This is a genomic window from Erwinia sp. S43, assembly GCF_016624745.1.
Taxonomy (GTDB): Bacteria; Pseudomonadota; Gammaproteobacteria; order Enterobacterales; family Enterobacteriaceae; genus Erwinia; species Erwinia coffeiphila.
Window position 1 is genome coordinate 288372 of sequence record NZ_JACVTX010000004.1, and the last position, 14345, is coordinate 302716.

At 54.2% G+C, this 14345-nt stretch carries 14 protein-coding genes and 1 other annotated feature; of the genes, 4 read left to right on the top strand and 10 right to left on the bottom strand.

Going from position 1 to position 14345, the window contains the following annotated elements; all coding sequences use genetic code 11:
* Positions 1-80: 80 nt before the first annotated feature.
* From IBT47_RS07625 to IBT47_RS07640, 4 genes are read right to left on the bottom strand one after another with little or no spacing between them, the layout of a single operon-like run.
* Complete coding sequence (locus tag IBT47_RS07625) at positions 81-983, bottom strand: DMT family transporter (protein ID WP_200559998.1); 903 nt, start codon at positions 981-983, stop codon at positions 81-83.
* On the bottom strand, positions 980-1855 hold the full coding sequence (locus IBT47_RS07630; protein WP_200559999.1) for a DUF6024 family protein: 876 nt from the start codon (positions 1853-1855) through the stop codon (positions 980-982). Before IBT47_RS07630 ends, IBT47_RS07625 begins: the two co-directional genes overlap by 4 nt.
* Positions 1855-2253, bottom strand: a complete 399-nt coding sequence (locus tag IBT47_RS07635; RefSeq protein ID WP_105590840.1) for an NUDIX domain-containing protein — start codon at positions 2251-2253, stop codon at positions 1855-1857. The genes IBT47_RS07630 and IBT47_RS07635 overlap by 1 nt, the downstream gene beginning before the upstream one ends.
* Positions 2254-2306: 53 nt before the next feature.
* Entirely contained in the window at positions 2307-3011 is a 705-nt protein-coding gene (locus IBT47_RS07640) for a hypothetical protein (protein WP_200560000.1), read from the bottom strand.
* A gap of 205 nt (positions 3012-3216) precedes the next feature.
* Here IBT47_RS07640 and IBT47_RS07645 point away from each other — a divergent pair, with 205 nt between their 5' ends.
* Complete coding sequence (locus IBT47_RS07645; RefSeq protein WP_105590838.1) at positions 3217-4092, top strand: LysR substrate-binding domain-containing protein; 876 nt, start codon at positions 3217-3219, stop codon at positions 4090-4092.
* A gap of 68 nt (positions 4093-4160) precedes the next feature.
* Here IBT47_RS07645 and htpG read toward each other — a convergent pair whose 3' ends face one another.
* From htpG to dnaX, 4 genes are all read right to left on the bottom strand, one after another.
* The gene (htpG, locus tag IBT47_RS07650) at positions 4161-6029 is read right to left on the bottom strand and encodes a molecular chaperone HtpG (protein ID WP_172606525.1); all 1869 of its coding nucleotides are present in this window, start codon (positions 6027-6029) and stop codon (positions 4161-4163) included.
* A gap of 106 nt (positions 6030-6135) precedes the next feature.
* A complete protein-coding gene (gene recR / locus IBT47_RS07655) occupies positions 6136-6741 on the bottom strand; it encodes a recombination mediator RecR (protein ID WP_105590836.1) in 606 nt (201 codons plus the stop codon).
* On the bottom strand, positions 6741-7070 hold the full coding sequence (locus tag IBT47_RS07660) for a YbaB/EbfC family nucleoid-associated protein (RefSeq protein WP_105590835.1): 330 nt from the start codon (positions 7068-7070) through the stop codon (positions 6741-6743). Before IBT47_RS07660 ends, recR begins: the two co-directional genes overlap by 1 nt.
* Before the next feature lie 52 nt (positions 7071-7122).
* A complete protein-coding gene (dnaX, locus tag IBT47_RS07665; RefSeq protein ID WP_200560001.1) occupies positions 7123-9063 on the bottom strand; it encodes a DNA polymerase III subunit gamma/tau in 1941 nt (646 codons plus the stop codon).
* Positions 7726-7787: a sequence feature (DnaX frameshifting element), on the bottom strand. (Overlaps the previous gene by 62 nt.)
* Before the next feature lie 152 nt (positions 9064-9215).
* Here dnaX and IBT47_RS07670 point away from each other — a divergent pair.
* The 3 genes from IBT47_RS07670 to IBT47_RS07680 all read left to right on the top strand — a co-directional run bounded on the left by IBT47_RS07670 (position 9216) and on the right by IBT47_RS07680 (position 13112).
* Positions 9216-9488 (top strand): hypothetical protein, encoded by a 273-nt coding sequence (locus IBT47_RS07670; protein ID WP_200560002.1) that lies wholly within the window; start codon positions 9216-9218, stop codon positions 9486-9488.
* Between the two features lie 6 nt (positions 9489-9494).
* Positions 9495-11912 (top strand): outer membrane protein assembly factor BamA, encoded by a 2418-nt coding sequence (gene bamA / locus IBT47_RS07675; RefSeq protein ID WP_200560003.1) that lies wholly within the window; start codon positions 9495-9497, stop codon positions 11910-11912.
* Between the two features lie 507 nt (positions 11913-12419).
* Positions 12420-13112: a hypothetical protein gene (locus IBT47_RS07680; protein ID WP_200560004.1), complete on the top strand. Its 693-nt coding sequence runs from the start codon at positions 12420-12422 to the stop codon at positions 13110-13112.
* Positions 13113-13217: 105 nt separating this feature from the next.
* On the opposite strand, the gene apt is transcribed toward IBT47_RS07680, so the two are convergent.
* Together apt and IBT47_RS07690 are read right to left on the bottom strand one after the other, a co-directional pair.
* Complete coding sequence (gene apt, locus IBT47_RS07685) at positions 13218-13769, bottom strand: adenine phosphoribosyltransferase (protein WP_200545391.1); 552 nt, start codon at positions 13767-13769, stop codon at positions 13218-13220.
* A 156-nt stretch (positions 13770-13925) separates the two neighbouring features.
* On the bottom strand, positions 13926-14303 hold the full coding sequence (locus tag IBT47_RS07690) for a DUF454 family protein (protein ID WP_200560005.1): 378 nt from the start codon (positions 14301-14303) through the stop codon (positions 13926-13928).
* Positions 14304-14345 lie beyond the last annotated feature (42 nt).

The following is a 14345-nucleotide window of genomic DNA, read 5'->3' on the forward strand; positions in this document are numbered from 1 at the left end:
TGCGAATTGCTTATATGTGTACTTTATCCAAGTGTATGAACATAACATTAATGGGCCGCTCACCACAAGGAAGCACGCGGCTATCCTGCATCCGCGTAGCGTTGCACATCCACTCGGCGACGGGCATAAACCGTTTGTGAAACCACCGCCAGAATAATAATCGCCCCACCAATAACTGCATGAATAGTAGGGATTTCATCCAGGAACAGATACATCCATAGCGGAGCCAGCGCCGTCTCAAGCAGCAAAAACAGCCCGGCATTGGCCGGAGAAACAAAACGCGTCGATAATGTGATCAATCCCATCGCCAGCGGCATAATCAGTGCGCCTTCTGCGATCGACCAGCCATATTGCGCCGGTGTCAGCATTTTCAGACTTTCGAGGAGATCGCTGCCGGACCACAGCACAATCACCACCGAAGCCAGGATTGCTCCCAGCGAAGGCAGACCGGCCGTCCCACCGCTGACGCGGGAAGTGAAAATAAAAGCCAGAGCCATGGAGAACGCCGTACCTAATGCATAGAGGTTGGCAATACCGCTGTGGCCCACGCCGCGACCGGACATGACCACCGCTACGCCGAGTATCCCCGCCAGCGATGCCAGCAGTACGCTACGGTCAATGCTCATCTTAAAGAACAGCCGCGAAATCAGCGCCGAAATAAACGGCGTTGAGGAGATAATCACCAGCACGGTCGCCACACTACCGCGATTCAGCGCATTGACGAAGCAGGCCGAGGAAATGCAGAAAAACAGCGTCGACAGCGCATTTTCCTGGGTCAGCCAGGGTGTGCCTAACGTTGAACGACTTTTCCGCCACAGCAGCCAGACCAGCAGGCACATACCCCACATAAAGATGCCGCGTAGCGCAACGATCAGCCACGAATTTTCGATTCCCATCATACGGATAAACACCGAATCGCTACTGAGAATAATGCCACCCATAATGCCAATCAGATTGCCATTCACCGGCAGTGCGTTTTTCATTTCCCCTCCCACAGGGCTTGTAGCTGTTGTTGTATTTCTGCCGTTGTATCAATTCGCTGACTTCCGTCTCCACGAGCCCAGGAGGAAAGCCGCAGCGTACCGGTCTGTTCGAAATAGCTCGCCCCGGCCGCCTTTACCTTTTTCTTCAATGTTTCACTGAGCGGGGGAACGTTAAAGCAGCCGAATGGGCCACCCGCGTTACCAAGCGAATCAAAATCCATTCCGCCCACGTCTTTCAGGCTGATAGCTCCCACACTGGACATATTGAACGGCTGCCAGTCGGGACTACGAAGATTGTTCAGCGCTTCAATCAGCGGCTTATCAGAGGCGGTAGACTCCTCAAACAGCAGCAGTTCGCTGCGCATCAGGGTACTGAAGTCTTCCGGGCGCAGGGCGATAATCGCCAGTCCGATAGTCAGTGAGGCATGTTTGTGCAGCGGCGCAACAAAGACCGAACTGTCAGCAATCAGTTCGCCATGACGGCAGGTGGCGAAACTGTGGGAAGCATCAACAACCCCTTTGCCCTTCGTTCCTTTCAGACTGTTGACTTCCGCAGTGTAGGGATTGACGTGAGTAATAATCGGCACGGTTCCCGGCCCGGTACAGTGGGTATTAGGAAAGTTAAACAGCTCGCTGACCGGTTGATAGTGGGCATGCCTGGCAAGGCACAGCGTCGTTTCCTGTTTATGAAGCAGGTGGGAAAGAATGACCAATCCAACCCGCACAGACTGGACCAGGAACAGCTCATACTTTTCCAGGCGGTAAACGCGGGTCAGTTCTTCACGGAGTTCATCTCTCAGCATACGCGCTCGCTTATAAAACTGGTCGCCGTGGACCTGCTGTAACTGAAGGGAAAGTGAGGAGGTATCCATCAATTTATTAACTCTTGCTGGAAAAGAAGCGGCATCACGTTATCGCGGAATATCGACCCCACGGCGATCTCGCAGGGAGGGAGGCGATAGTTCACCCAGGCAATTTCTTCTATCTCGGACCCCGCACGCGGCTGGCCGCTGATTTCCACGTGATAGACATGATTCTCAATCGCCGTTTGTTCAAATTCGGCCAGGCCGTGGAACAGGCCAAATGGACGAAAGGTTTTGACCTGTACACCCAGCTCTTCCTGAAGCTCACGCTTCAGGCAGCTGAGATGATCTTCACCGGCAAGCGGCTTACCGCCTGGAGAAATAAAGATCTCGGTACCGCGTTTACGCGTCAGCAGGAGTGAGCGCTGGTTGATGATGATGGCTGCGCATTTAACGATAACTTTCATAGCAAACTCCGCGTGGCGTAACCCAACGGTTACACCACGATTAACGGTTTGATTCAGGCAACGGCGCTGGCTTTCAGCACCGGGGTCAGCAGGGTTTCACCGGACAGGAAACGCACGATGTTCTGCGCCAGCGGGGCTTTTTCTCGCAGATAGGCAAGAATTACCTCATCTGAAGGCGTGGAGAAGCTGTCGGCGAAAATACTGATCCCTTCCAGCGACTTAGTGGAAATCCCCAATTGCAGCAGGCGATATTTCACGTCGTCCGCCGACTGGGCGAATTCATAAATGGGTGACTGATAGTTGATGTCGTACTGAGCCATCATCTCCACCAGAAATGCCTTTGCTACCTGACGCTGCTCCGGGAATTCCATCTGGTAGTGGGTGATACCGTCGTTAATGGTGTTAATACCGTTTCGATGGCAAAAATCAACGAGATGTGCATGAATAGCCAACTTTTCACCTAAAAGAACCAGATTTTTCCGGTGCTTAAGGATATCACTTTCCAGATTTTCAATAGCAATTGAACGAAACGCTCCGCTGATATCAGCGACGGTATGATCGACGACCAAATCACCGAAACGACCTCTTAATTCATCAACGCGATGCGCTAAAATGCCACGATGCAGTGAACATCCGCTGTTTCCTGACCAGAGGTGCACAGGAATACCCTGTAACATTAGATAACACGCTGCCAGCGTACTATCGCGACCACCGGTGAACATGACGAGCTGTGGTTTTACGGAATACTGATTTGTCATTTTCCTTTCCTTCACATAGCTGTTGTGCGTAATCGTCGGCTGACAAGAAAAAATATCGCTGTATGTACATGGAGTTAAAAGAAAAAACATCCTCTCTCAGGCAGTTGTTCTGCTGATAACTCCGGGGTCAGAGTAGGTAAAATCGACTGGACTTTAAAATGATATAAACAGACACTGGATGTGAGATTTTCTAACGGATAGGGCTATGTCCGGACTTCCTTCGCTACGCGCTCTGCGCTATTTTCATCAGGCTGCACTGCATCAAAGCTTTAGCCTCGCTGCACAATCACTGCACGTGACTCATAGTGCAGTCAGCCATCAAATCAAACTGCTGGAAGAGTGGTTAGATAAACCGTTGTTTCTGCGGGTAGGTGGCCGGGTTCAGCTGACCTCGGACGGCGAGCGGCTTAAGGTTTGCTGTATACAAACCTTTGGCGAAATTGAAGCGACCTGCGAAAAAATCCGCGCGCGTAACCTGCACAGCCTGACGATTTCCTGCGCCCCCAGCTTTCTTGCCCAATGGCTAATCCCGCGGATCAGCCGTTTTACCAGCCGCCACGCGGAGATCGCCCTGACTTTTCAAACTCATGTCGATATTGAGCGCGTACGTAACGAGTATTGCGATGTGCTGATCGTCAGTCATGAACAGTCTGTCGGAGAGGATATCGCTGCCACGCTAATCACCGTCGATTATATTGGTCCGGTCTGTTCGCCAGAATTCGCTAATCGCTTTACCTATGAAACCGATTTCGCCACCCTTCCGCTGCTGCATGCCGATACCAAGCTGCACGCCTGGGCTGAATGGGCAAAAAAAACCGGAGCACGGGGCGATTTCTGGGCGGGGCGCCACTTCGATAATCTGACGCTGGCTATTCAGGCGGCGCGCAGCGGCATGGGCATTATTATGACACCGCAGATTTTGGTGAAAAAAGAGATCCAGGAGGGGTCACTGATCGCCCCCTTAGGCTTCGCCGAAGTGGATCGCGCAACGTGGATGATGGTGAAAGAAACACGGCGTGAAGAACAGGAGATTGCCCTGTTCCGTCGCTGGCTGCTGGAAGAGGCTTCCGGCGGCGGTTGACAAGGTCGGCAGATGGACGCAAAAAAGGGCCGGATAATCCGGCCCCTTTCAGTTCACGTGCTCGATGATTAGCCCAACAGCAGCTGGTTCATGCGGCGAATAAACTGGTTTGGATCGTCCAGCGATCCCTTCTCGGCCAGCAGCGCCTGATCCAGCAGCAGCTCGATCCACTCGGCGAAGCGCGCTTCGTCCTGGGTATCGGCAGCGCGTTTAACCAGTGCGTGATCCGGGTTCAGCTCGAACAGATACTTCACGTCCGGCACGTCCTGGCCCGCAGCGGCAAACAGCTTGGCCATCTGGGTGCTCATTTCGTTCGCGTCGGTGGTGACGATGGCCGGGGTATCGGTCAGACGATGGGTCAGACGCACTTCTTTCACACGCTCGCCCAGCAGCGTTTTCACACGCTCAACGAACGGTTCCAGCGCCTTCTCGGCTTCCTTCTGCTCTTCGGTTTCTTCGTCGGCCAGCTTGCTCAGCGCATCGTCGGCTTTGCTGACGGACTGGAACGGCTTGCCGTCGAACTCGGTCAGGTAGCTCATCATCCATTCATCGATGCGATCGGAGAGCAGCAGGACTTCGATACCTTTTTTGCGGAACAGCTCCAGATGCGGGCTGCTCTTCGCCGCGGCATAGCTATCGGCGGTAATGAAGTAAATCTTCTCCTGACCTTCCACCATGCGGCTGATGTAGTCTTCCAGCGACACGGTCTGTGCCGGGCCTTCGCTGCTGGTTGAGGCAAAGCGCAGCAGTTTGGCGATGGTTTCGATGTTCGCGCTGTCTTCCGCCGGGCCTTCTTTCAGTGCCAGGCCGAACTGCTGCCAGAATTTCTGATATTTCTCTTCGTCATCCTTCGCCACTTTTTCCAGCATCTGCAAAGAACGCTTAGTCAGTGCACTGCGCAGGGTCTGAGTGATGCGGCTGTCCTGCAGGATCTCACGGGAGACGTTCAGCGGCAGATCGTTCGAGTCGATCAGCCCCTTCACGAAGCGCAGATAGTTCGGCATAAACTGCTCTGCGTCATCCATGATAAATACGCGCTGCACGTACAGCTTCAGACCGTGTTTGTGATCGCGGTTCCACATATCCCACGGCGCCTGAGCCGGAATATAGAGCAGGCTGGTGTACTCCTGCTTACCTTCCACGCGGTTGTGGCTCCAGGTCAGCGGGTCGGTGAAGTCGTGGGCAACGTGCTTATAAAACTCTTTGTATTCGTCTTCGCTGATTTCAGACTTGCTGCGGGTCCACAGCGCCTGAGCCTTGTTGATTTTTTCCCAGCTGGTGGTGTCGTCTTCTTCGTTACGGGATTCAATTTCAACCGGCAGGGCAATATGGTCGGAGTATTTGCTGATAATGCTGCGCACGCGCCATGCATCGAGGAACTCGTCTTCGCCTTCGCGCAGGTGCAGCGTAATCTCGGTGCCGCGATCTTCTTTGGTGATATCCGCGATGGTGTATTCACCTTCGCCTGCGGATTCCCAGAATACGCCCTCATCAGCGGCAGCACCGGCAGCACGGGTGCGCACGGAAACTTTATCCGCAACGATAAACGCCGAGTAGAAGCCCACGCCGAACTGGCCGATCAGCTGGCTGTCTTTCGCCTGATCGGAGCCTAAGGACTCAAGGAAGGATTTGGTACCGGATTTGGCAATGGTACCCAGGTTTTCAATGACTTCGTCGCGACGCATACCGATACCGTTATCGCTCAGCGTCAGGGTACGGTTTTCCTTGTCGACAGAAACACGTACGCGCAGCTCGCCGTCACCCTCGTAAAGATCGGGGGTGGATAATGCACGGAAGCGCAGTTTATCCGCAGCGTCCGAGGCGTTGGAGATCAGTTCACGCAGGAAGATTTCTTTGTTTGAATAGAGTGAGTGGATCATCAGGTGCAGAAGCTGTTTCACCTCTGACTGGAAGCCACGCGTCTCTTGTCCTTTCATGGTCATTGCTACCTCAACTAAAACAGGTTGATGAACGTTGAGGGTAGAGATGGGGGAGAAGCGCTGGATTTTCAAGGCGGCACGAAAACTCGTGCCGTTTGAATGGTCAGAATTTAATCTTGTGGCGCCCGGCCAGTGAATGGGACAGCGTCGTGCCGTCGACCATTTCCAGCTCGCCGCCGACCGGAACGCCGTGCGCGATGCGGCTGGCTTCCACGCCATACTGTTCACACAGGCTGGCAATGTAGTTGGCGGTTGCCTCACCTTCTACCGTCGGGTTGGTCGCGAGGATCACTTCCTGAATGGTTTCTTTTTCCAGCCGCTGCTCCAGACGATCCAGGCCGATATCTCCTGGTCCGATGCCGTCCAGCGGTGAAAGATGGCCCATCAGCACAAAGTAACGGCCGGAAAACTGCCCGGTCTGTTCAATGGCATGAATATCCGCCGGGCTTTCAACGACACAGATTTGACCGTTCTGCTGGCGACGTGGGTTCGCGCAGATGGTACAGATCTCCTGCTCGGTAAAGGTCCGGCAGTCCGCACAGTGGCCAATCTCAGACATCGCACGAGTCAGAGCCTGTGCCAGGCGCATACCACCGCTGCGGTCGCGTTGCAGCAGCTGAAAAGCCATGCGCTGGGCCGATTTAGGCCCAACGCCCGGCAGGCAACGCAGCGACTCCATTAGTGCTTCAAGGAGCGGGCTGGTCTGCATCAGAACGGCATCTTGAAGCCAGGTGGCAGCTGCATACCGGATGACACGGCGGCCATTTTCTCTTTCTGCGCTTCAGCAACGCGGCGAGCCGCATCGTTAAATGCCGCAGCAACCAGATCTTCCAGCATGTCTTTGTCATCTTCCAGCAGGCTTGGGTCCACTTCCACACGACGGCAGTTGTGCGCGCCGTTGATGGTTACTTTCACCAGGCCGGCACCGGATTCACCGGTCACTTCCATTTTGGCGATCTCTTCCTGAACCTGCGCCATTTTGTCCTGCATTTGCTGGGCCTGCTTCATCAGGTTACCCAATCCGGCTTTACCAAACATAAGTTTTCTCTCTTTCGCTCAGGCCACACCAACAAAACGGTGATGCGGCGGGTTACACAGGGCGGATACTCTCTTCATCAACGTCTGCGTCAAAAAAGCGTCGCAGCGTCTGAATATTATTATCCGCGATAATCGACTGGCGCGCCTGCGCCAGCTTCTCTTCATAAATTTTTTGCCGCCACTCCAGCGGCGTCAGCACCGCCGGATTATCATCTTCCACCACGGTTAATTCAATGGGATGACCGGCAGCATTGTTGAGGGCATCATTCAGCGCCTTCTGCGCCGACGGGGAATTCAGATGCCGCTGGCTGGACCGCAGATGCAGACAAACGCCACCGTCCGTTACCTCTTTCCACGCATTCAGCGCCAGCTGCTGCACCAGCCGCGGCATGGTCAGGGTGGCTATTTCGGCCGCCCAGGCATCACGCTCCAGTGATTCCTCCGTCAGTTTGACGATCAGCTCCGGCGTTTTTTCATGCTCCAGCGCGCTGCGCAACGCTTTCGGCGTGGCTACCGGCTCCGCTTTCACCTCTTCCTTCGGCGTCTGCGCCTTCCAGCGGTACGCTTCCTCTTTTACCGGTGCGGCGGGTGCAGCATCCTGTCGCGGGCGCTTCTGCCCACGTTCGGTTGCGGCTGCCAGACGCTCCAGTGCAGAGCTGGCCGGCCGCGCACCCTGCGCTGCCGGCTCACTCTTTTTTGGTTTGGTTGCTCCCTGCTGGCGCATCAGTTGAGTACGCGCCTGCAGCAGCTGGCTGGTAGTGTCAGGCAATCCCTGAGGCGGCGGCGCATCTGGAATAGTATGCGCGACTGCCGGCTGAGATGGCGGCACCAGCGGAGCCTGAGGTGAAGTCTGGGGTACGGCCTGGGCGATAATAGCCGGGCGAGCAACGGGTTCAGCAATCACCGCTTTAGGATGAAAGGCCAGCGCACGCAGCAGCGTCATTTCAACGCCCATGCGGCGATCCGGCGCCAGCGGCAGCTCCTTGCGCCCCACCAGCAGCGTCTGGTAATAAAGCTGTACGTCTGCTGGCGGCAGCACTCGTGCCAGCTCGCGCAGACGCTGTTCAATCGTGGCCATATCCTCACCGAGCGCCGAGGGCAGCAGCTGCACCATAGCAATGCGGTGCAGGAGGGTCAGCATTTCAACCAGCAGCGCTTCCCACTCCACGCCGCGCGAGGCCGCCTGGTTGAGCAGCGCCATCACCTGCGCACCATCCGCACTGACCAGCGCTTCGATCAGCGCCAGCGGCTGTTCGTCGTCCAACGTGCCGAGCATATCGTTCACCGTCACCGTAGTGACCGCCCCCTGCCCCATGGCGATAGCCTGATCGGTCAGGCTGAGGGCATCGCGCATACTGCCGTCGGCGGCGCGCGCCAGAAGCTGCAATGCACGCGTTTCAGCGGAAATCTGCTCAACCTGCAGGATATGCTCAAGCTGGCCGCGGATCTGATCCTGATCTAAGGCTTTCAGATGGAATTGCAGACAGCGCGACAGGATGGTCACCGGCAGCTTCTGCGGATCAGTGGTAGCTAACAGGAATTTGACGTGTTCAGGTGGCTCTTCCAGCGTCTTCAACAGCGCATTGAAGCTGTGACGCGAAAGCATATGAACTTCGTCGATCAGATAGACTTTAAAGCGCCCGCGCGCCGGAGCGTACTGCACGTTATCCAGCAGGTCACGGGTGTCTTCGACTTTAGTGCGCGATGCGGCATCGATCTCAATCAGATCAACAAAGCGCCCCTGTTCGATTTCACGGCAGTTATCGCACTGGCCGCAGGGCGTAGCGGTGATGCCGGTCTCGCAGTTCAGCCCTTTAGCCAACAAACGGGCAATCGTCGTCTTCCCAACGCCGCGGGTGCCGGAAAACAGATAAGCGTGATGGATACGGCCCAGCGAAAGACCGTTAGCCAGCGCGGTCAGGACATGCTCCTGACCAACGACTTCAGTAAACGCTTGTGGACGCCACTTACGGGCCAGTACCTGATAGCTCATTCGGACTTCATCATTGTTCTGAATCAAAAGAAGATACTATAACAGAATCCTCTCCTGCCCGTCGCGGTTCCTGTCGGATAGTTCCCGATACGGAGCACGCTCACAAAATCTTACGCAGTCACTGTCGGGAAAGAGATGTTTTTTTACTCAAAATGAATCAGGCAATTTATTTACGTTTTAATGATAAAAAACTCACAGAGTTAATTTCCCAGCCTGTAAAAAATAAAATAAAACACCACGCCACCCTTCTGTTAAAGAAGCCCCAGCAAGATGTAATTTTTTTGAAAATAGCCAAACGCAAGGGAATCAAAAAAATAAAATACAGTCAGTTATCAACAGAGTCGGCATGGCAAACGCAACCGCCACTTACTGACACGATTTCATTTTATTGTGTTCCCCCTATTTCAATACAGGTTCCTGACTGAAACCCGATGAAAAAGAATTTTCCTGGATTGCTTTTATTAAGTAGCCTGGCTGCCTATGGTGCGGATGACTTTAAGGTAAATAATATTACCTTTAGTGGCCTGCAGCGCGTTACGCCCGGTGCCGTCTTGCTGAATATGCCGGTACGAACCGGCGATACGGTTTCCGCGCAGGATCTCAGCGAGACGGTACGCGCCCTTTTTGCCAGCGGCAACTTTGAGGATGTGCAGGTACTTCGCGACGGCACAACGTTAATCGTGCAGGTAAAAGAGCGGCCGACGATCGCCAGCATCACCTTCGCCGGCAATAAAGCGATCAAAGATGACATGCTGACGCAAAACCTGGAGGCATCCGGGGTGCGCGTGGGGGAAGCGCTGGATCGCACCACCATTACCTCGATTGAAAAAGGGCTGGAGGATTTCTACTTCAGCGTAGGTAAATACAGCGCCAATGTTAAGGCAGTTGTCACGCCCCTACCGCGCAACCGCGTCGATTTAAAGCTGGTCTTTACGGAAGGGGTTTCCGCCAAAATTCAGCAGATTAACCTGATCGGTAACCACGCCTTCAGCACTGATGAACTGCTTTCCCACTTCCAGCTGCGCGATGAAGTGCCCTGGTGGAATCTGGTCGGCGACCGGAAATATCAAAAGCAAAAACTGGCGGGCGATATCGAAACGCTGCGCAGCTTCTACCTCGATCGCGGCTACGCCCGTTTTTCCGTCGACTCCACGCAAATCAGCATGACGCCGAATAAAAAGAGCTTATTCATTACCGTCAACCTTACCGAAGGCCAGCGCTATACCCTGTCATCAGCGGAAGTCAGCGGTAATCTTGCGGGGTATTCCGCGCAGATCGAAGAGCTGGCGCGCATCAAGCCGGGTGAAACCTACAGCGCAGCCCAGGTCACACGCATTGAGAATGATATCAAAAAACTGCTGGGCCGCTACGGCTACGCATGGCCCCGGGTGCAGACTCAGCCGGAGATCGATGACGCAACGAAAACCGTCAAACTGCACATTAACGTCGATGCCGGTAATCGCTTTACCGTGCGTCATATTATCTTTAACGGTAATGACACCTCGCGCGATGCGGTACTGCGGCGGGAAATGCGCCAGATGGAAGGCGCCTGGCTGGGCAGCGATCTGGTGGAACAGGGTAAAGAGCGGCTTAACAGGCTGGGCTATTTTGAAAGCGTGGAAACCGAAACGCAGCGCATTCCCGGCAGCAGCGACCAGGTTGATGTGGTGTACAAAGTGAAGGAGCGCAATACCGGCACCCTGAACTTCGGTATCGGCTATGGCACCGACAGCGGCATCAGCTTCCAGGTTGGCGTGACGCAGGATAACTGGCTGGGCACCGGCAACAGCGTCAGCTTTAGCGGCACCAAAAACGACTATCAGACCTATGTTGAAGTCTCCGCCACCGATCCTTATTTCACCGTGGACGGCGTCAGCCTCGGTGGCAAGTTTTTCTATAACGATTACAGCGCCGAAGATAACTCGCTGGCGGAATATAACCTGAAAAGCTTCGGCTTCGGCAGCAACCTTGGCCTGCCGGTCAGCGAACACAGCATGATGAACCTGGGGCTGGACTATGTTTATAACAGCCTGACCGATATGGAACCGCAGCTGGCCACCTGGCGCTACCTGGCTTCACGCGGGATCGATCCGGCGGTGGTCACCAAGGACAGTGACAGCAACTCTGATTTTGTCGCCAACGATGTTTTCGCCAGCATCGGCTGGAGCTATAACTCGCTGGACCGTGGCTTCTTCCCGACCTCCGGCGTCAGCGCCAGCTTTACCAGCAAAATCACCCTGCCAGGCTCCAGCAACAGCTACTTTAAAAACACGCTGAACGCCAGCGCCTATCTGCCGCTGAGCGACAGCCACAGCTGGGTGCTGCTGACCCGTACCAAGCTGGGCTACGCGGGCGGCCTGGGCGGCAGCGACGTGCCCTTCTATGATAACTTCTACGCAGGTGGCTCCAGCACCGTCCGCGGCTTCTCGTCGAATACTATCGGTCCTAAAGCGGTGTATTACCGCTGTAACGGCAGTGAAAGCAGCTACGGCGCGTGCCCGGTGGAGAAATCGACCGACGCGGTGGGCGGCGATGCGATGGCTATCGTCAGCGCCGAGTTGATCCTGCCCACTCCGTTTGTCGGCGATCGCTATGCCAGCTCGCTGCGGACTTCACTGTTCGTTGACGCCGGAACGGTCTGGGATACCCAGTGGCAGAACACCGAGCAGACCGAAGCCGCCGGGATTCAAGACTACGGCGATCCTTCGCAGGTTCGTGTCTCATCCGGTCTCGCCGTCCAGTGGCAGTCACCGCTTGGCCCATTGGTCTTCTCTTACGCGCTACCGCTGAAAAAGTATGACGGTGATAAATCGGAGCAGTTCCAGTTCAATATTGGTAAAACATGGTGATCGGCGATATTTAAATTGTAGAAAATTACAAAAATATTACCCGATCGTATTTATCGTTGACAGATTCATTACTTAACAGAATGGTATTATCTCCTGGTGGGAAAGTTCTGAGCAAACTCCTCACCATCGTTGTTATAAAGTAAATCAAAGGTCACCTTCGCCGGTGGCCTTTATTTTTACTTAAAATAAGCTGAATCTAATTATCAACACACTAAAAGCCAAAAAAAACCGCATAGAATATGCAATATAGCGCCAGCTATTGGGGAGACAACTTCTCGAAAATGGATTGGGTAATATCTTAAGGATGTGGTCCTGCCAATAACGTCAAAAGGAAATTGACTATGCCCTGCCCCACCTGAACATCAATTTCACCGTTTCCCTGGTACAGCATCCTGCACCGGGTTTGACTGTTGTCTGCCGTTTACCCCTGCCAGCGCTGCCGCTGGTCATTTACAGATTAAGTGAGAACACCGAATGAAAATACTTTGCGCGGTACTGAGCGTCCTGTTGATTGTGGCCGTGGGCTATATTTTTCATCAGCATCAGGGCATTCCAGAGCGGATCGCTCTGCTGGATGTGGAAAGAATTATTGCTCAGTCTGCTCCCGGAAAGGCCGGGCGCGAGCATCTCAGTATTATCGACAGGCGCTTCCAGCAGGGCATGGAAGATTTACACAGAAGTTACCAGAACGCCCCTGAAGAGGAGCAGCAGCGGGTCTTCAGTAACGCCGAGGAAACACTGGTCAGGCAGTTTAGTGTGGAAGAACGCGGTGTGAGCGATGCTCTGAAAAAAATCATTTACGAAGAAGCAGAAAAGTGGCGTAAAGAACATAGCATCGGCGCTATTTTCCCGGCTCAGTTGGCGCTGGCCAGTAGCGAAAAGCAGGTGGATTGTACTGATGAAATTCTGGCTGCGGTTGATCGGCGGCATATCACCTTTGCTGACTTACCCGTGTTACAGATCAATCAACCCCCGGCGATAACGCCTGTTTCCCCGCTTGCTAAGAAAAAAGCGGAAGCGAAACTTAGCGCACCTGAAGTGACCAAGCCCCAAGATAACGATAGCCAGGATCAGGAACGCCCGGCACCGACAGTACCCGAGACAAAATCGCAGACGGGCGAGCTTACCGCTCCAGTTACGACGAATCCTGAATCGCAAACGGCCGGGCTTGCCTTTTCCGGCGCTTCAGCGGCAAATTAACGGGGTAAGAAAGGGTGATATTTAGTCAGAAACGCCATCAAGAATAGCGGAATCTTGCAGAAGGGATGACGGTGAGCAGCAACGCTGCTGCCCACCGAAACAGCATCAGTGCCCCGGGAAGTTCACCAGGCTGTAAACATTCAGCCCCAGCGCCTTCAGGCGTGCTTCACCGGTCAGGTCAAACAGATTGATGATGAAGGCAGCATCCTTCACCGTGCCACCCGCGCGCTGGATCAGTTTAACGGTCGCTTCAATTGTGCCACCGGTCGCCAGCAGATCGTCCACGACGAGGACAACATCACCCGGCTGAATGGCATCACAGTGCAGTTCTAAACGGTCGGTACCGTATTCCAGCTCATAGCTTTCCGAGAAAGTCTGGCGCGGCAGCTTGCCCGGCTTACGCACGGGAATAAAGCCCACCCCCAGACCCAGTGCAACGGGTGCACCAAACAGGAAGCCACGCGCTTCCGTACCCACAACTTTGGTGATACCCGCGTTACGGTAGCGTTCAACTAACAGCTCAATGCTCAGCGCGTACGCTTTCGGGTCTTCCAGCAGGCTGGTGACATCACGAAACAGGATGCCCGGTTTTGGATAGTCCTGGATGCTTTTGATACTGTTTTTAAGAAAATCTAGCTGCTGCGCAGTCGCGGTCATAATGTTATGCCTGGTAAATACAAATCTGACTCGCGCAGCTTCATCTCCCCCAGCCGCGAAACGGTCGGGTGAAATTCTAACGAAGGAGGGAAGCCACGCACGAAAACGACCAAATCTATGCAAACCGCCGAACAATTGCAACCGCGTTTAAGAAAATCAGCGATTTTCTTGCTCTTCCTCAACGACCGGAAGCCGGGCCATAAACACCAATAAACAGCACAGGATCGTTAGTAACATCAGGCGAATCCAAAGAATTTTTACCATCCACAGTGAAAAAGCAAAGGTCAGCAGGATAAAAACTATCGCCCTACTTTTTGCACCGGGCGGCATGGCACGATGCTGCTGCCAGTGACGCAGGTAGCGGCCAAATACGGAACGATAAAGCAACCAGTGATGGAAGCGCGGCGACGATCGGGCAAAACACCAGGCGGCCAGTAACAGGAACGGCGTTGTCGGCAGCAGCGGCAAAACGGCACCAAGCGTCGCCAGCACCATCGCAAGCCAGCCAAGAATCAATAAAATATAACGTTGCATCGTGCACCCGTAAAAAAATGTCGTAAACAGGTTATCATATCG